This is a genomic window from Rheinheimera muenzenbergensis, assembly GCF_036984005.1.
Lineage (GTDB): Bacteria > Pseudomonadota > Gammaproteobacteria > Enterobacterales > Alteromonadaceae > Alishewanella > Alishewanella muenzenbergensis.
On sequence record NZ_JALAAR010000006.1, the window covers coordinates 100,524 to 117,221 of the forward strand.

22 protein-coding genes are annotated in these 16,698 nt (G+C 50.3%); 13 read left to right on the top strand and 9 right to left on the bottom strand.

Annotated features, from left to right (window positions below):
* Positions 1 to 57 precede the first annotated feature (57 nt).
* Both MN202_RS08860 and MN202_RS08865 read left to right on the top strand, forming a co-directional pair.
* Positions 58 to 951 (top strand): acyltransferase, encoded by an 894-nt coding sequence (locus MN202_RS08860; RefSeq protein ID WP_335735747.1) that lies wholly within the window; start codon positions 58 to 60, stop codon positions 949 to 951.
* Positions 951 to 1,880, top strand: coding sequence for an acyltransferase (locus MN202_RS08865; RefSeq protein ID WP_335735748.1), 930 nt, complete (start codon positions 951 to 953; stop codon positions 1,878 to 1,880). The genes MN202_RS08860 and MN202_RS08865 overlap by 1 nt, the downstream gene beginning before the upstream one ends.
* Here MN202_RS08865 and MN202_RS08870 read toward each other — a convergent pair.
* Both MN202_RS08870 and MN202_RS08875 read right to left on the bottom strand, forming a co-directional pair.
* Positions 1,877 to 3,082 carry a methyltransferase gene (locus tag MN202_RS08870; RefSeq protein ID WP_335735749.1) on the bottom strand — a complete coding sequence of 402 codons (1,206 nt, stop codon included), beginning with the start codon at positions 3,080 to 3,082 and terminating at the stop codon, positions 1,877 to 1,879. The genes MN202_RS08865 and MN202_RS08870 overlap by 4 nt on opposite strands.
* Before the next feature lie 14 nt (positions 3,083 to 3,096).
* Positions 3,097 to 3,942 (bottom strand): co-chaperone YbbN, encoded by an 846-nt coding sequence (locus MN202_RS08875; RefSeq protein WP_335735750.1) that lies wholly within the window; start codon positions 3,940 to 3,942, stop codon positions 3,097 to 3,099.
* A 352-nt stretch (positions 3,943 to 4,294) separates the two neighbouring features.
* Here MN202_RS08875 and MN202_RS08880 point away from each other — a divergent pair, with 352 nt between their 5' ends.
* From MN202_RS08880 to MN202_RS08890, 3 genes are all read left to right on the top strand, one after another.
* Positions 4,295 to 6,064 (top strand): acetolactate synthase 3 large subunit, encoded by a 1,770-nt coding sequence (locus MN202_RS08880; RefSeq protein WP_335735874.1) that lies wholly within the window; start codon positions 4,295 to 4,297, stop codon positions 6,062 to 6,064.
* 1 nt (position 6,065) lies between these two features.
* On the top strand, positions 6,066 to 6,557 hold the full coding sequence (ilvN, locus tag MN202_RS08885) for an acetolactate synthase small subunit (protein ID WP_335735751.1): 492 nt from the start codon (positions 6,066 to 6,068) through the stop codon (positions 6,555 to 6,557).
* Between the two features lie 89 nt (positions 6,558 to 6,646).
* Positions 6,647 to 7,423, top strand: coding sequence for a transporter substrate-binding domain-containing protein (locus MN202_RS08890; protein WP_335735752.1), 777 nt, complete (start codon positions 6,647 to 6,649; stop codon positions 7,421 to 7,423).
* A 164-nt stretch (positions 7,424 to 7,587) separates the two neighbouring features.
* Here the strand turns inward: MN202_RS08890 and MN202_RS08895 are convergent, their stop codons facing one another.
* Positions 7,588 to 8,493 carry a LysR family transcriptional regulator gene (locus MN202_RS08895; RefSeq protein WP_335735753.1) on the bottom strand — a complete coding sequence of 302 codons (906 nt, stop codon included), beginning with the start codon at positions 8,491 to 8,493 and terminating at the stop codon, positions 7,588 to 7,590.
* Positions 8,494 to 8,647: 154 nt separating this feature from the next.
* Here MN202_RS08895 and MN202_RS08900 point away from each other — a divergent pair, with 154 nt between their 5' ends.
* The gene (locus MN202_RS08900; RefSeq protein WP_335735754.1) at positions 8,648 to 9,421 is read left to right on the top strand and encodes an SDR family oxidoreductase; all 774 of its coding nucleotides are present in this window, start codon (positions 8,648 to 8,650) and stop codon (positions 9,419 to 9,421) included.
* Between the two features lie 58 nt (positions 9,422 to 9,479).
* On the top strand, positions 9,480 to 9,731 hold the full coding sequence (locus tag MN202_RS08905; RefSeq protein WP_335735755.1) for a hypothetical protein: 252 nt from the start codon (positions 9,480 to 9,482) through the stop codon (positions 9,729 to 9,731).
* 8 nt (positions 9,732 to 9,739) lie between these two features.
* Here MN202_RS08905 and MN202_RS08910 read toward each other — a convergent pair whose 3' ends face one another.
* Both MN202_RS08910 and MN202_RS08915 read right to left on the bottom strand, forming a co-directional pair.
* Positions 9,740 to 10,480, bottom strand: coding sequence for a hypothetical protein (locus MN202_RS08910; RefSeq protein WP_335735756.1), 741 nt, complete (start codon positions 10,478 to 10,480; stop codon positions 9,740 to 9,742).
* A gap of 60 nt (positions 10,481 to 10,540) precedes the next feature.
* Positions 10,541 to 11,779 (bottom strand): NRAMP family divalent metal transporter, encoded by a 1,239-nt coding sequence (locus MN202_RS08915; protein ID WP_335735757.1) that lies wholly within the window; start codon positions 11,777 to 11,779, stop codon positions 10,541 to 10,543.
* Between the two features lie 149 nt (positions 11,780 to 11,928).
* On the opposite strand from MN202_RS08915, the gene MN202_RS08920 reads away from it, so the two are divergent.
* Complete coding sequence (locus MN202_RS08920) at positions 11,929 to 12,195, top strand: hypothetical protein (RefSeq protein ID WP_335735758.1); 267 nt, start codon at positions 11,929 to 11,931, stop codon at positions 12,193 to 12,195.
* Positions 12,192 to 12,440: a GNAT family N-acetyltransferase gene (locus MN202_RS08925; protein WP_335735759.1), complete on the top strand. Its 249-nt coding sequence runs from the start codon at positions 12,192 to 12,194 to the stop codon at positions 12,438 to 12,440. The genes MN202_RS08920 and MN202_RS08925 overlap by 4 nt, the downstream gene beginning before the upstream one ends.
* Positions 12,441 to 12,449: 9 nt before the next feature.
* Here MN202_RS08925 and MN202_RS08930 read toward each other — a convergent pair whose 3' ends face one another.
* The 3 genes from MN202_RS08930 to MN202_RS08940 all read right to left on the bottom strand — a co-directional run bounded on the left by MN202_RS08930 (position 12,450) and on the right by MN202_RS08940 (position 13,795).
* A complete protein-coding gene (locus MN202_RS08930; RefSeq protein ID WP_335735760.1) occupies positions 12,450 to 13,103 on the bottom strand; it encodes a GGDEF domain-containing protein in 654 nt (217 codons plus the stop codon).
* A gap of 21 nt (positions 13,104 to 13,124) precedes the next feature.
* Positions 13,125 to 13,271, bottom strand: coding sequence for a lmo0937 family membrane protein (locus MN202_RS08935; RefSeq protein WP_335735761.1), 147 nt, complete (start codon positions 13,269 to 13,271; stop codon positions 13,125 to 13,127).
* Between the two features lie 131 nt (positions 13,272 to 13,402).
* Positions 13,403 to 13,795 (bottom strand): PRC-barrel domain-containing protein, encoded by a 393-nt coding sequence (locus MN202_RS08940; RefSeq protein WP_335735875.1) that lies wholly within the window; start codon positions 13,793 to 13,795, stop codon positions 13,403 to 13,405.
* A gap of 193 nt (positions 13,796 to 13,988) precedes the next feature.
* Between MN202_RS08940 and MN202_RS08945 the strand changes: the two genes are divergently transcribed.
* The 4 genes from MN202_RS08945 (at position 13,989) to MN202_RS08960 (ending at position 16,408) form a co-directional block, all read left to right on the top strand.
* On the top strand, positions 13,989 to 14,336 hold the full coding sequence (locus MN202_RS08945) for a BON domain-containing protein (protein WP_335735762.1): 348 nt from the start codon (positions 13,989 to 13,991) through the stop codon (positions 14,334 to 14,336).
* Positions 14,337 to 14,361: 25 nt separating this feature from the next.
* Positions 14,362 to 14,673, top strand: coding sequence for a BON domain-containing protein (locus MN202_RS08950; RefSeq protein WP_335735763.1), 312 nt, complete (start codon positions 14,362 to 14,364; stop codon positions 14,671 to 14,673).
* 88 nt (positions 14,674 to 14,761) lie between these two features.
* On the top strand, positions 14,762 to 15,523 hold the full coding sequence (locus MN202_RS08955) for a Crp/Fnr family transcriptional regulator (RefSeq protein ID WP_418334205.1): 762 nt from the start codon (positions 14,762 to 14,764) through the stop codon (positions 15,521 to 15,523).
* 114 nt (positions 15,524 to 15,637) lie between these two features.
* Positions 15,638 to 16,408 (top strand): Crp/Fnr family transcriptional regulator, encoded by a 771-nt coding sequence (locus tag MN202_RS08960; protein WP_335735764.1) that lies wholly within the window; start codon positions 15,638 to 15,640, stop codon positions 16,406 to 16,408.
* Here the strand turns inward: MN202_RS08960 and MN202_RS08965 are convergent.
* A complete protein-coding gene (locus MN202_RS08965) occupies positions 16,377 to 16,697 on the bottom strand; it encodes a hypothetical protein (RefSeq protein ID WP_335735765.1) in 321 nt (106 codons plus the stop codon). The two genes, MN202_RS08960 and MN202_RS08965, sit on opposite strands and share 32 nt — an antisense overlap.
* Position 16,698 lies beyond the last annotated feature (1 nt).

The following is a 16,698-nucleotide window of genomic DNA, read 5'->3' on the forward strand; positions in this document are numbered from 1 at the left end:
CTGTTATTATTTTTGCCGGCGTCTGACAACGCCGGTAACAGCTATCAGGTACTTAATATGTTGCATTTTTTGCCCCGGCCATTAACCGGAGCCCTTTCTCTACTGCTGTATATCGTCAACACACTGTTCTGGTCTGTGCCGATAATGCTGTTGGCTATTTTGAAGCTGCCACCGCTTACCCGTTGGCAAAGCTGGATGACCTATTTACTGGATGCTTGTGCTGTATCCTGGATCAGTGTGAATAACTTTACCGCCCGCCTCTTTACCCGCATTCGCTGGCACGTTGCCGGGCTGGAAAAACTGTCCCGTAAAGACTGGTATCTGGTGTTAGCGAATCATCAGTCCTGGGCTGATATTCTGGTTTTGCAAAAGGTGTTTAACCGCAAGATCCCGTTTATTAAGTTTTTTTTGAAAAAAGAATTGATCTACGTACCCATTATAGGCCTGTGCTGGTGGGCGCTGGATTTCCCTTTTATGAAGCGCTACAGCAAAGCGTTTTTACAGCGCAATCCGCATTTACAGGGTAAAGACATTGAAACCACCCGTAAGGCCTGCCGCAAGTTCCGCTTTAAACCGGCCGCCATTATGAATTTTGTCGAAGGCACCCGTTTTACTCCGGCCAAGCATGCTAATCAGCAATCACCGTATCAAAACCTGCTGAAGCCCAAAGCTGGTGGCGCGGCCTTTGTACTGGGCGCCATGGGTGAACAACTGCACAAAATTCTCGATATTACCATCCACTATCCGCAGGGTATTCCTAATTTCTGGGATTATATCTCCGGTAAAGTTCGTGATATAACCATACAGATAAAGGTATTGCCTATTACACCGGAGCTACTCGGAGATTATAACGATACCCAGTACCGGGAGCGTTTCCAGCACTGGATAAACCAGTTATGGCAACAGAAAGATCAGCAGCTTAGCGCGCTGAAACAGGGAGTTAAGCAGTAATGTTAAGTTTTTTACCCGGTTGGTTATTATTACCATTCAGTTTTAGTTTGTTTGCGTTAAATCTGGCGTTGTGGGGGCTGTTAGTCACGCCGCTGGGCATTGTTAAGCTGCTGCTACCCTTCAGCGCCGTGCACCGCCTGACCGGCTTTGCCGGCAAGGGCTGTTATCGCGGCTGGACCCACGTTAACACCGCGCTGATTAATCTGTTTAATGCGGTTGACTGGCAAATCAGTGGTGCACAAACGCTGGATAAAGCCAGTTGGTACCTGCTTATTTCTAACCACAAAAGCTGGCTGGATATTCCGGTAGTCAGCACTGTTGCGCATAGCCGCATACCCGAACCCAAGTTTTTTTTAAAAGACGAGTTAAAGTGGCTGCCATTTTTAGGCACCGGTTGCTGGGCGCTGGATATGCCATTTATGAAACGCTACAGTGCAGCACAGCTGGCGAAAAGGCCAGAATTACAAGGCAAGGATATAGAAACCACCCGCGCCTCCTGCCAGAAGTTTAAAACCGTGCCTACCACCATTATCAATTTTGTCGAGGGCACCCGTTGTACCGAGCAAAAAAAAGCCCAAAAGCGCAGTCCGTTTCACTATTTACTGCCGCCTAAAGCCGGTGGTATTGCCTTTACGCTGGCCAGCATGGGTGAGCAGTTTAATGCCATTTTAGACTTTACCCTGCTGTACCCGGACAACCCGCATCATGTCGCGCTGGATATGTTAACCGGCAAACTGAAGCGGGTAGTGGTACAGGTTGAAGTGTTACCGGTTGATCAACAGGTTATTGGTGACTACTTTAACGACGAGCAGTTTCGTCAGCGTTTTCAGCTGTGGCTAAACCAGCGCTGGCAGGAAAAAGATCAACGTATTGCCCAATATTATCTGGCCGACGCAGCCAACCCGGTTACCGAGCAGGTGTCTTGTTAGCTACCTGCAGCAGTTGGCGTTTTGCTGGCTTGTAGCAGCATATTGCGCGGTGTTAGCTGGTAATCACAAAACTCTGTCAGGCTGACGCTATAGCCGTGTTGCTGTAAAAATAGCGCTTTATCCAACGCCAGCCACAACTCCAGTGGCCGGCGGAATAAATGCCGCACCAGTTGAATTTGTTTTACCAGCAGCAGCCGTGTTTGGGCTCGCTGCAGATACGCTTCGCTACTGAATTTTGCAGGCAACGTCAAACCATGTTGTTGCGCCGCCCACTGGGCAAAAGCAAAAAACTCGCCGCTAAACCAATGTTTTGCAACCGATGCCAGGGGTTGATAACTCTGTTGCCCTGTGAGTTGTTTGCGTAATTCGTCATATGCCAGGCGCCACAGCACTTCGGTGTGCCGCAACCGCTCTGTGCGGTCACCGCCGGTGACCTGCCCCTGCACCACCAGTTTTAAATCCTCTTTGCTCAATGCCAGATCACGCTGCTGCCCCAATGTTGACAGCGGTTGATACAAGTCAGAGCTTATTAAATGATAACAACACGGTATCAGTTGCAGCTGCTGACAGCCGGCAGCGACGACCTGTTGTAACAAACGGATATGCAACTGGCCACAGGCATGTAACGCCACAACCTGCTGCTGCGGTTGCAACACGCCACTCAGTGGCTGGCGTAGTACGTCAGCACAAATAAATTGTTGCGGCAATGCCAACTTGTTGGCCAATTCACTGCCCTGCTGACACAGGCTTTGCTGCCACTCTACACTGACCACAGGCCGGGCAAAACGGTGCGCCAGCACACGTCCTAAATGTCCCTTGCCAGCACACCACTCCAGCACCGGCAGGGGGAGTTGTGGCCAATGTTGGCACAAGGCATCTATTTGTTCTAATTTGCGCCCGCCGATGCCATTTGCCAACCAAAAAGGTAAAGCAGGCAGCGACGCGGCGGCGCAGTTGTCTTGTCGTTGTTCAAGTTTGGCGAGTTGAAACAGTTCAGGAAAAAACGGCTGCAACAGCTGCTGCTGAGCGGCAGCATCCTGCTCCAGTGCCGTTAGTTGCCGCTCTGTCAGTTGCGACAATAACTGCTGCAATGCCGTACCCTGCCAGGGTAATGCCTCGCAGCTAAAGGGTAAAAACTGCCAGTAGTACCGGTACTGTTGCAGTACATCGCTGTACTGCTTAAATTGCTGCGAAAATATCACAATAAACTGCTGTTCTAATACAACAGACTATACAGTTTGCGCCGGTACTGGCTGGCCACACTATCACCTTTGGGCAGTGCAGCCAGAATGTCCAGATACAATTTTTTACTGCTGCCGAAGTTGAGATCCTGTTGCAGCACGGCAAATAGGAGTGCCAGCGCGTCTTCGCTGCGTTTTACCGCCTGGTACTGCAGTGCCAGCTGCTCTTTTAACTGGTTATTGGCCGGTTCGGCTGCCAAAGCTGCCTCCAGCGCCTGGATCTCCGGGGTGTCTGCGGCGTCTTTCGCCAGTTGCAGTTTCGCCAATACGGTTTTGTACAACGTATCCTGATCGGCCAGTTTAATTTCACCAAGCAGCGCTTCGGCCTGGGCTAATTGCCCAAGGCTGACAGCGGCGTCGGCCAGCCACAATTTTATATCGCTGCGTTGTGGCGCTAGTGCCAGCGCGTCTTTTAGCAGCGGATAAGCACCGGCGTAATCCTGAGCGGCTAATAATTGTTCAGCTTGTGCCAGTAATTCGTCTTCCGGCTTAGGTAAATACGGTGCCAGCTTATCGCGAATAGCTTGTTCGGTTTCAACTCCGGCAAAGCCATCAACCGGCCTGCCTTGTTTAATCAGCATCACGGTAGGCAGCGACTGCACGCCAAACTGCATAGCTAAATCCGGCTCTTTATCGCAATCGACCCGGGCCAGCAATAGCTGTTGTGGATACTGCTGTACTATACGTTCCAGCAGCGGGCTTAATTGTTTGCAGCCTTCGCTGCGCGCCGACCAGAACTGGAACAACACCAGTTTTTGCATGGAAATGTCCAGTACTTCGCGGGCGTTATTCAGTGACACATCAACGATAGGCTGTTGCATAAGAAGGTCAATCCTGTACGGGTTAAATCAAAAACTGTTGGCTACTACTATGTGGGCAGCGCTATGGCTTTGCAAGCCTTGTGTTTGCTGACAAAAGCAGCAAAATCAGCGTAAAAAGCATCGACATCCGAACATCTATCACGTAAATTAACCCTGCGCACCAAAAAATGACTGCTCAGCAGCGAATAACCATAGCGCCATAGTTTGAGTTTTACAGCCTTGCCTGTTTAACCTGTCCACGTAGCAAACAAAAAAACAGCCAATATGCTGTTTTAGAACAATTCACCCGCGACTTTGCCTGCAAAGCCGCGGTGTGCAGTTATTGCCACAGCAAACTATGAGACACAATAAAATGACCAGCAAGACCCAGCCAGACGATAAGTCAGCCGAGCACAATCGCAGCACAGAAATGTTATCCGGTGCCGCCATGGTAATCCGCGCCCTTGCCGATGAAGGCGTCGAGTACCTGTACGGATACCCGGGCGGTGCTGTATTGCACATCTACGATGCCCTGTTTCAGCAAAATAAAGTTAAACATGTGTTAGTGCGCCACGAACAGGCAGCTACCCATATGGCCGATGCTTATGCCCGCGCCAGCGGCAAAGCCGGTGTTGTACTGGTGACATCTGGCCCGGGCGCCACTAACGCTGTTACCGGTATTGCCACTGCCTATATGGACTCGATCCCAATGGTGGTATTAACCGGTCAGGTGATGAGCCACTTAATTGGCGGCGATGCCTTTCAGGAAACCGATATGCTGGGTATTTCGCGGCCAATTTGTAAGCACAATATGTCGGTACGGCGGCCGGAAGATATTCCGTATTTAATTAAAAAGGCATTTCATATCGCGCAAAGCGGCCGGCCAGGCCCGGTGGTGTTAGATATCCCGAAAGATATGACGATGCCAAACCAGAAGTTTCCGTATCACTATCCGGAAGACATTAACCTGCGCTCGTACCAGCCGAAACAGCAGGGCCATGCCGGCCAGATTAAAAAAGCCGTAACCGCGCTTTTAGCCGCGAAAAAGCCAATTTTATATGCCGGTGGCGGTGTCATTTTAGGCTCAGCATCAAACGAGCTGACTGAATTAGCGCAACTGCTTAACCTGCCGGTTACCAATACCCTGATGGGCCTCGGGGCTTACCCGGCTGGCGATAAACAGTTTATTGGTATGCTGGGCATGCACGGCAGCTATGAAGCCAATCAGACTATGCACCATGCCGATGTGATCCTGGCCGTTGGCGCCCGCTTTGATGATCGGGTAACCAACAACACTAAGAAATTTTGTCCCGACGCTACGATTATTCATATCGATATCGACCCGGCCAGCATCAGCAAAACGGTTAATGCGCATATTCCGATTGTTGGCCTGGTAAAGCCGGTGTTAAGCGAAATGCTGGCTGTGCTAAAGCAAAAAAAGAAAAAATTGGACAGTGCGGCACTGACACAGTGGTGGCAGCAAATAGCCCAATGGCGCGCAGTGCACGGTGGCCGTTACGACAGCGCTACGCCTCTGTTAAAACCACAGTATGTTATTGAGCAGGTAAGCAAAATTACCAAAGGTGAAGCCTATGTCTGCAGTGATGTTGGCCAGCACCAGATGTTTGCTGCGCAGTATTATCCGTTTAATAAACCCAACCGCTGGATCAACTCCGGTGGCCTTGGCACCATGGGCTTTGGTTTGCCGGCAGCGATGGGGGTAAAACTGAATTACCCCGATGCGGATGTCATTTGCGTTACCGGTGAAGGCTCAATCCAAATGAATATTCAGGAGCTATCTACCTGCAAGCAATATGGCTTAGGCGTAAAAATTATTAACCTGAATAACGGCTATTTAGGCATGGTTAAACAATGGCAGGATATGAACTACGAGTCGCGCTATGCCAGCTCGTACATGGACTCCCTGCCCGACTTTGTCAAACTGGCCGAAGCTTACGGCCATGTTGGCATCCGTGTAACTACACCCGAAGAGCTGCAACCGGCACTGGAGCGTGCCTTTGCGCTGAAAGATCAGCTGGTGTTTTTAGATATTCATATCGACCCGAAAGAGCACGTCTACCCGATGCAGGTGCCCGGCGGCGCGATGAACGACATGTTTTTAAGCAAGACAGAGAGGACTTAACATGCGGCATATTATTTCTGTTCTGCTGGAGAACGAATCCGGGGCTTTAGCCCGTCTGGTTGGCTTATTTGCCCAGCGTGGCTATAACATCGACTCTCTCAACGTGGCCCCCACAGACGATGCAACCTTATCGCGGTTAACTTTGGTTACCCAGGGTAACGATCAGGTCATTGAACAAATCAGTAAACAGCTGCATAAGCTGATTGAGGTGGTAAAGGTTTCCGATATCAGTGAAGCAGCGCATATTGAACGCGAGCTCATGCTGGTAAAAGTAAAAGCCAGTGGCAACCAGCGCGAAGAAGTAAAACGTTGTGCCGATATTTTCCGTGGCCAAATCATCGACGTCACACCAAGCACCTATACCATTCAACTGGTTGGCACCAGCGACAAACTGGATGCCTTTATTCAGGCGCTTGGCACAACGCCGATACTGGAAGTAGTGCGCAGCGGCGCTTCGGGTATTGCCCGCGGTGAAAAAACCCTGGCGTTGTAAAAGTTCCGCCGCCAGCCTGATATTAAGCTGGCGGCACAGTAGCACTGCGCTATAGTAAAACCATCATAGTGCCAAAAGGTGCAGATGCTATGCTGCTTCGATACGTAAATGTATTCACGCTGTGTGCTGTGTTGCTATGTAGCCAGCTTGCATTTGCACAACAACGGCAGGAAGTACTGCTGCTCACCTATCACCTGAAAGCGCCCTTTATAGTTGATTTAGGCACCCAACAAGGGCTGTATTACGATCTGGCGCATTATTTTAATCAGCGCAGCAGTAACTACTGGTTTAAAACTGAGTTTGTGCCACGCAAACGCATCAATACGCTGCTAGAACGCCCCTTTGCTCATGTTGTGCTGGGTGTACAGCCCATATGGTTTAAGCAGGTGGCAGATCGGATGAGCTTTACCCCGCCCATTTTGCTGGATGATGATGTTTTTGTTTCGCTTAAAACCAAGGCCGTTACTAATCAAGACCTGGCCGAGCTGACTGGAAAAACCTTTATCGGCGTTCAAGGCTATCATTATGTTGGTTTGGACGCCGCCTTAAAAACAGGCAGTTTGGCGCGGGTAGATACATTGCAAGAGGAAAACGTACTCGACATGCTGCGGCTGGGACGGGGCGATTTCGCTATTATCAGTATGTCAACGCTAAATTATAAAACTCAACAAGATGACGACGCCAGGTTGTTTTACATCGCAACAGAGCCCCATGAACACATAGCCCGCCGCATGATGTACAGTAAAAACGACATGTTGCTTGGGCAAGAGCTGCTGAACTTGTTGGCACCAATGCCAAATGATCCGGACTGGCTGGCGATATTGGCAAAATACAATTTGGACATACGCTTTATCCCGCAGCCCTGAAACTGCCGCGACCGCTAACAGTACTAAGGTGAACTGACTGAGATCAGTGTATTTTACTCATAGCAAGACGGGCGCCCGATAGACAGTGTTACTATCCGCTTTGTATAGCACCTCAGTAAAGTACTACAACATGACATTACTAAGGCGGGAGCCTAAGTCTGTATCTAAATTGGCTGCATATTGTGCCGGAACAGTTGCTGCATCCAATCAATAAACACCCTGACGCGGCGCGATACATAGCGCCGATCAGGGTACACCGCTGCTATGATCATCGACGGCGGTGCATAGTCAGACAGCACTTCCACTAACTTGCCTTCCTGTAACAGCTGCTGTGCATCGTATTGCGGGATCTGGATCAAGCCTAAGCCGGCGCAGCAACAGGCAATATAGCTTTCAACACTGTTTACCGCTATTTTGGCCGCGAACGGCGGTGTGTATATTTTACCCTGCAGCTGGAATTCCGGCGCTAACACCCGGCCGGTTACCGGCGATAAATAATTTACCACCCGATGCTGCGCCAGATCGTCCGGGCGCTGCGGTACACCACATTCAGTCAGATAAGCAGGGCTGGCGAAAGTACCCTGCGACAGTTGCCCCAGTGTTTTGGCAATCAGGTTATCGTTATGCATTTCACCAACACGGATGGCACAGTCAATACCTTCATCAATCAAATCTACCGGCCGGTCAGTACTGCTGATCTCCAGCTCTATATCCGGGTATTGCCGCAGAAAATCCGGCAGATGGGGCGCGATAATATAACTGGCAATGCGCCCTGGCACACTGATGCGCAACTTTCCAGCTGGCACAGCACTGCCCTGACGCAAGCGCTGCTCAGTGTCTGCAATATCTGCTAACAACCGCTGTGCCCAATCCAAATATAAACTACCGTCTATCGTTAACTGAATTTTACGGGTAGTGCGGTGCAACAAGCGTGTTTGTAAGTGGCTTTCCAGCGTCTGTACGGCTGCTGATACGGTAGAACGCGGTAGCTGCAATTGCTCTGCTGTGCGGCTGAAACTAAGCGTTTGTGCCACCCGGATAAAAATCTCTATTGTGTGCAACCTATCCATAATCAATCTTATTGTTCGTAATTTATGGATAGTCTAGCGGTAAATCGCTGATTTATCCGCTGTTACTTTAACCGCATAGTTAATACGTACGGTCTGGGTGCCCTAATCGCAACACGCCGTGCAACCATTCTATTAACAGACAGCGGAGCAACTAATGACAACACATAAATTGAAAGGCAAAACCGTATTGATTGCCGGTGGTGCCAAAAACCTCGGCGGCTTACTGGCACGTGACTTTGCCGAACAAGGCGCCGCCACTATCATAGTGCACTACCACAGTGCGGCCAGCAAAGCAGACGCCACGGCCACTGCCGCAGCGGTCGAAAGTGCGGGGGCCAAAGCCATATTATTGCAAGCCGATTTGACCAGTGCAGACGCCGTGGCCAAGTTATTTACTGACGCCATCGCACAGGCCGGCCATATTGATATCGCCATTAATACCGTGGGTATGGTGCTGAAAAAGCCAATCGTCGAGGTGTCTGAAGCAGAATACGACACCATGTTTGCCGTCAATACCAAAGCTGCATTTTTCTTTTTGCAGCAAGCAGGTGAACATGTATCCGATAACGGTAAAGTTTGTACTCTGGCCACCTCATTGCTCGGAGCTTATACGCCGTTCTATGCCACTTATGCCGGGGCCAAAGCGGCAGTAGAGCACTTTACCCGCTCCGCATCAAAAGAGTTTGGCGCCCGCGGCATTTCGGTTACCGCTGTTGCGCCGGGCCCGATGGATACCCCGTTCTTTTACGGCCAGGAAGCACCGGAAGCGGTGGCCTACCATAAAACAGCGGCGGCGTTATCGCCGTTCAGTAAAACCGGGCTAACTCATATAGAAGATATAGTACCGCTAATCCGCTTTCTGGTGACAGAAGGCTGGTGGATAACCGGCCAGACCATCCTGGCTAATGGTGGCTATACTACCAAATAATGCCACAGCAGCCGCCCGATCTGCGGCGGCTGCTGTAAAGCAAGTAAAAGGAGACTGTATGCATACACTGATAATGTTAGGAAGCGGCGCAATATTGCTGGCACTGTGTTTATTGTTAGGATACTGGCGCAACGCTGTTGCCCTGACCGCACTGTGGTTTATCCCCGTCTGGTTTATCGTTGCCGCAGTAAATATGTGGGTAGGTGTAACCAAAGCCGGTTACAGCGTTATGCAGGAAGTGCCGTTTTTTTTGCTGGTATTTATACCCTTAACATTGCTGGCCCTAATCGCCAGGCACATGCTGAAATAACAGCATCACTAGTTATAGTACGATAACGGCATAATCTGTAGTATCGCCGGCATATAAGGCTTGGTTTGCTCTGCAGCAAGCTTAAGTTGCTGTATTTGCCCAGGACTGCAGGCGTTAAGCCGGCAATACAGCCAGATATCTTGTTTAAACTGCAGTAGTGGCTGCGGCGCCATTTGCCCGGTCAGGTCGTGGCGTTGCATTAAAAAGCTCAGTGCTTCTGCCGGCCCCAGCATAGCGTCTAACCGGCCCAGTGCCAGCATCTCAACACCCTGATCATAGTCTGCCAATTCTACCAGCCGGTATCCGGCCAGTGGCGCGCTGATATTAGAGCCGGAGCCGCGCAGTATGCCGGTACGGATTTTATCGTGCGCTAATTGCACCGCAGCGGCCCTGACATAGAGTGACAAATTGATGCTATACAAGCTCACCACCGGCTCAGCATAGCTAAGCAGTTCGTCGTTTTGCAGCAGCAACATAATATCGGCGGCGTTCTGCTGCAACATCCTGGTCGCGCGGGCATAGGGCACTATGCTGGCCGTGATCCCAATGCCACTGTAATGCTGTAATTTAACTGCCAGTTTGTTGTTTATACAACGTGGTGTATCGGTAACATCCACACAATTAAAGGGTGGCAGCTTACCCAGCACCAGCCGCAAAGTTTGTTCTTGCGCAGCAACAGCTTCGCCGCCCAATATGGCACTGGCCAACCACAACCTGGCAAATATCCGGCATTTCCGCTTTTTGCTCACGACACACTCCGTTGCTGCTGTCCCCGCTGGTACAGTATAGAAGTAGAAGTCGCCGCCTTATTACAGAAGCCCGCTAAACCAGGCCAAAAACAACAAGGCAAAGCCCACTAAGTAGCTTAATCCCAGCCAGCTTAGCCATTTCAGCGACATGCTAAGCACTATGGCGCCCTCGCCGCGCATCAGGCTGAAATTCAGCCAGGCAAATACCGGCGTGGTTAAAAACGCCAGTGTCATGGCAAACGTCAACATGGGCGATAGTGCGGCTTTAAAAAATAAAATCAAAGCCATACCGCAGCCAGCCTGCGCCAGCAGCCAATAATTTAATGCTGATTTATGTTTAATTAAGCCCAGTTGCTCAAACGAGGCATGCAGGGTGCGGGCATAGCCGTCCAGCACGGTAATGGTAGTGCCAAACATACATAAAAACGCTATTAGCGCGACTAAAGGCCGGGACCAGTCACCGATAGTGCTGGCATACATGGTCATTAGTTGTTGCGCGAAGGCACTGCCGGCCAGCGCTATGGGTTGTTCGTTGCCATATTGCACCAGCGCACCCAGGGATAAAAACACCAGCGCCAGCGCTGCTGTTAACCAATAACCGAGATTAAAATCAAACAGCCCCTGTGCCCGGGTAACGTGACTATGGCGCTGCTTAGCTTTAAGCCACAACGAGCTGATGGCGGAGATTTCAATCGGCGCCGGCATCCAGCCCATTAATGCCACCAAAAAGCCTAAACCGGCCAGTGTCCACGGCGAAGGGCCAACATAGCCAGCCGGTGCCTGGGCACCATTTTGCCAGGCGATAACGGCGGCTGAGACAGTAGTAATAGTCAGCACTATCATAATCAGCTTGGCGACGTTATCCAGCGCCTTGTAATGACCCAACAGCAAAATGACTAAACAGGCCGCTAAAATAAGCCAGCACAATAAGGTGACAGATAAATTGCCGGGCAACGCATACTGTAGCAGGCTGGCAGTCAGCAGCAATACGCCGGCGGTATTAACCACGGCTGCAATAATATTCAAGCCAATAAAACTGTAAAAATAGCCGCGGCCTTTACGCTGATATCCGGCTAACAGGCTTTCTTTGCGGGTAAGCGTATATTCGACGCCAAAGCGGAAAAACGGATACTTCAGAATATTAACCAGTAAGATTAGCCAGACCAGCTGCCAGCCAAACAAAGCACCGGCCTGAGTGGAAGCAACCAGATGCGAGCCGCCAATAGCAGCCGTCGCCATTAACACACCCGGACCCAATGCCTGCAAACGGCCACGCCAAAGGCTAAGTTGTTGTTGCATAGTTATTATTCTACTCTATTGCCTGGCGTTTCAGCTTAGCCAAAGCAGCGGCTAAATACTATTGCTTTAACGGTTTTTTCCGCTATCAATTGGCAAAGGCAGCGTATTCTTTCATACTGGCGCAAACTCCACAGTCACCCGAGGCATTTATGAGCGATGAACTGCTCGATCAAGCCATGCTGTTTGAAGTAGTAGAAAACCAGCTGGCAGACAATTACCCAAAGCAAGTTACTGAAACCCTGATGCGGCTGCGCATGACCGGCCATAGCCGGGAAGAGGCGATAGAGTTAATTGCCTGTGCTCTGGCACCCGAAATGATAGATGTGATAGAGCATCAGCAAAGCTTTAATTTAGACCGTTATGCAGGTCATCTGGCACAGTTGCCAGAAACCCCCTGGCTTGGAGATGAGGCATGACAGAACCGGTTATTCAGCATCAGACCGAACAGCAACGCTTTGTGCTGCAACTGGCTGGCGCAGAAGCCGTGCTGGATTACAAGGTTCAAGGCAACAGCGTTGATTTTCATCATACTTTTGTTCCACCTCAGTTCCGCGGTAAAGGTCTGGCCGAGCAACTGGTGCGTCATGGTTTGGCCTGGGCCAAAAGCCAGCAGTATCAGCTAAGCGCCAGCTGCTGGTATGTACAAAAATTTTTGCGTTAAGCAGCCGTTTTAACGCAGCAAAGAAAACTGATTACCGCCGCGATGCTGGGCATGCAACATTGCGGCAGCCGCGCGTTCTGTCAACAAGGTAGCATCAGTGCCATCATGCGGATAACGGCTAATGCCAATACTCACCTCAATTACTAATGGTTGCTGGCATAAGCCATCCAACTGTGTCAGTTTTTGCAGCAGTTTTTCTGCCACTAAAACCACATCATATACGCGTTTTACATCGGTTATCAGCAACAGAAACTGATCATCGGCTTGCTGGCTGACCATATCGCAGGTTCGCACTGCCGAAGCCAGCCTGGCCAGCGTCAGCTCACAGACCTGCTTCGCTATTCGCGTACCATGCTGCTGATAAATATCCTGATAATGATCCAACTGTACAAACAATACTGCAAAGCCGCTGCCATTACGTTGCGACTGTTTAATTAAGCTACGTAACTGTTGTTGGATCTGCGATCTGTTCGCCAGGTCGCTATTTTCCTGCAGGCTTTGCCGCAGCGCTAACATCTCGCATAACGTACGCTCAGTAGTGGTTTCTGCCCGCACCAATGCCTGCTGCAGCTCAGCATAACTGCGCCGTGGCGTTGTGGTTATTTTAGCTGGCATCGGCCCTACAGCGTGAACCTGACTAATTGTGCTCAGTTTATGTTGCATAAAACCTCTTGGTTACCGCCTTCAGATGCGCCGGCCACGTATTAAGCGTATCGCCACGACTATCAGCGCAATAACCAGTAACAGATGAATAAAGCCGCCCATAGTGTAAGAAGACACCAGGCCCAATGCCCACAAAATAATCAATAGTACAATGATGGTTTCTAACATAGGGTTCTACCTGTTAACACGCTAAGGGACTTAACTATGCGACAGCAAATTGCCGTTGTATGTGCGCTGCACAACACAACAGAAAAAAGCCCGCGGTCACGGGCTGTTGTTGCATTTAATCGCTGATATGCTCAGCGCGCCGCATAATAAGTATCTATGTCTTTTGCCCAGGTTTTGTCAGCCATATTTGGCCATTTATGCTTGTCAAAGCCGGGTGCCTTACTTAAGCGCTCTTTTTCAATAGCCAGCACAAAACGCTTGTTCTGAGTGTCAAGCTTTAGGGCATCCCAGGGTACAGCAAATAACTTTTCTCCCATTCCAAGAAAGGTGCCAAAAGACAACACAGCATAGCTGACCTTGCCAGAGCTGATATCCAGCATAATTTCTTTAATGTCTCCCAGGCTCTCTTCTTTATGGTTGTAGACATCATTACCCAGTAAAGTGTTGGCACCCATCAGGTGCGGGCCCGGGCCATCCAAAGTGCCCTTGTACATACCAATAGCGTCACGCGGTTCAACATTCATCATTAGCTCCAGTTTCAAAGTCTGCCTGCTAACAAAAGTGTTGCGACAGCTTTTGCATCAGCCTAACGCGATGCCAGCAGCAGGTCTGTACGTTGCCACACCAAACAAAACTGTACTCATAGTGCGCTGGCGCACAGAAGCAGCCGTTTTATACGGTTAAGCTCAGGCTGCATACAACAACGAGGATCAAATAATGAAACGATACTACAGTCTTAGCTCGCTGCTTATCGCTCTGCCACTGCTGGCACTGACCAGCTGCGATAATATGTCCGCACCCAAAAGCCAAAGCACAGCATTAAGCCAAAATATTCCCCAGGACGATACCAGCCTGAACCGGTCAGTATCCGACGCACTGCAACGCGATAGCTTATATGCCAGAGGCGATATCACCGTAGCATCTCAACGCGGCCAGGTCAGACTAAGCGGCAGCGTGGCGTCTATTCAAGACAAAAACCGTGCCACTGAAATAGCCAATAAAGTAGAAGGCGTAACCAAGGTGAGCAATAACCTCGAAATTGTCACACCAGCCAAAGCAAACTAATACCCAAATAACCGGAGCTTTAACCATGAAAACCCGCAATATTTATGCGCTGTTTTTTCTCAGCCTGTTTAGCCTGACACTATTAGGCTGTGGTGCCACCAGCACCCGCGAAGGCACTGGCGAATATATCGACGACACGGTAATCACTACCAAAGTTAAAGCCGCCATTTTAAACACCGCATCGCTTAAAGTGAGTGAAATTAATGTAGAGACCTTTAAAGGCGTGGTGCAGCTGAGCGGTTTTGTCAGTTCAACTGAAGACATTAACACGGCTGTACGCATAGCACGTGAGGTTACCGGCGTGACAGCAGTAAAAAATGCCATGCGGTTGAAATAATACTGTTGCCGCTATGTGCGATAGCGCACCGAGTTAACAGCCCAGTCAACTATACTTAAGGCCACTAACACATCAAAGGTAACTGTTTATGCCAGAACCAACCCAGCCATTGCACCACAAAGCTGCAATGGCTGCCAAACATACGCCCACGCAAAACCATTTACTTAATACCCTATCTACCGATGTACAACAGCGATTATTTCCACATTTGGAACTAGTTGAAATGCCGCTGGGCAAGGTGTTGTATGAATCTGGCGATGTGATGCGTTATGTGTATTTTCCTACCGACTGCATCGTATCCTTGCTGTATGTGATGGAAAACGGTTCCTCGGCAGAAATTTCAGTGGTCGGTTTTGACGGTTTAATTGGCGTAGCCTTGTTTATGGGCGGCGAAAGCACCACCAGCCGCGCTCTGGTGCAAAGCGCAGGTTTTGCTTATCGCCTGCTGGGCCAGCGGCTGAAAGACGAATTTAACCGCCATGGCGAACTACTGCACTTAATGTTGCGCTACTCCCAGGCGTTAATTACGCAAATGGCACAAACTGCAGTATGTAACCGCCATCACAGCATTGATCAGCAATTATGTCGCTGGTTACTGCTGTCACTGGATCGGTTAAAAGACAACCACCTGGTGATGACACAAGAGCTGATTGCCAATATGCTCGGCGTGCGCCGCGAAGGCGTCACCGAGGCAGCTGGCCGGTTGCATAAAAAGGGCGTGATTGATTACAGCCGCGGCCATATCGTGGTAACCAACCGGGCTAAATTGGAACAATTAAGCTGCGAATGCTACGAGGTGGTGAAAGCAGAAACCGACAGGTTACTGCCTTTTTTACTGCCGGACAAGTAATCGGTGTTGTAGCGCACAGACGCCGCCCAAGGCGGCCGCTATGCTAACAGTTCAAGGCTGCTCAGCACCTGTCTTGCGCCATAATGGCAACGCCCGTGCTGGGGAACTTGTACTATGTCTGCTTCAGCAACTGTACCCCTTATCACCAATCATCTGTTGCAGTTACTCAGCGACAACCATCGTCACATCCTGCTGCAGTACTGCGATGTGGTACAGCTGGAGTTTGCTGACATTCTGTGCGAGCCGAATCAGCGTTACCGCTACCTGTATTTCCCCCTCAGTGGTTTTATCTCGTTAGTCACCAAACTGGCCGGCCACAAACCGCTGGAGATGGGACTCATCGGCAACGAGGGCATGCTGGGGGTAACATTGGCGCTAGGCATGGCCACAGCGCCGATGCAGGCGGTAGTTCAGGGTAAGGGTACCGCCTGGCGTATAGATCTTGTCAATCTGCAGCAATTTTTGTTGATATGCCCGCAGTTACAGCATGTGCTGCAGCAATATCTGTTTGTGCAACTGGCTCAGTTATCGCAAAGCGCCGCCTGTGCCCACTTTCATGAATTAAGCCCGCGGCTGGCGCGCTGGTTACTAATGAGCCATGATCGCGCCCACAGCAGCCAGTTTTATCTGACGCATCAGTTTCTGGCCGACATGCTTGGTGTACGCCGCAGTGGTATTACTGTTGCTGCCGGTATTATGCAGCAACAGCAATTTATCAGTTACAGCAGAGGCATGATTAGTATTTTAAACCGCGATGCGTTAAAGCAGCTTGCCTGTGAGTGTTATCAGGCCGGGTTAGATGATTATCGCAGCGTTCTGGGAGAGCCGCAGTTTTCTGTCGCAGAACAGCTAATCAGGCAAGGCTGCGTGCAAGGTACGCCATAAGCGCGCTAGACAGACTGTGCTGCAGCAGGCTGCCAATTAGCGGCGCCGATAATGTACCGCTTGCTACCTGGCTTTGCTCAGGCTGTTTATTATTTTGCTCCGGGCACTGCGCGGGCTTGAACCAGCGCCAACCAAGCATACCCCCCGCCACGGCTGCCACCGCCAGTGTCGCCGGCGAACTAAGGCCGCGACACACCGCTTGTGTCAGTGCGGTAGTTTGACCGGCTAACTGCTGACGCTGCAGGGGTAACTGGGTTACCAGCTGAGCAATGCGTTGATTATACTGCATA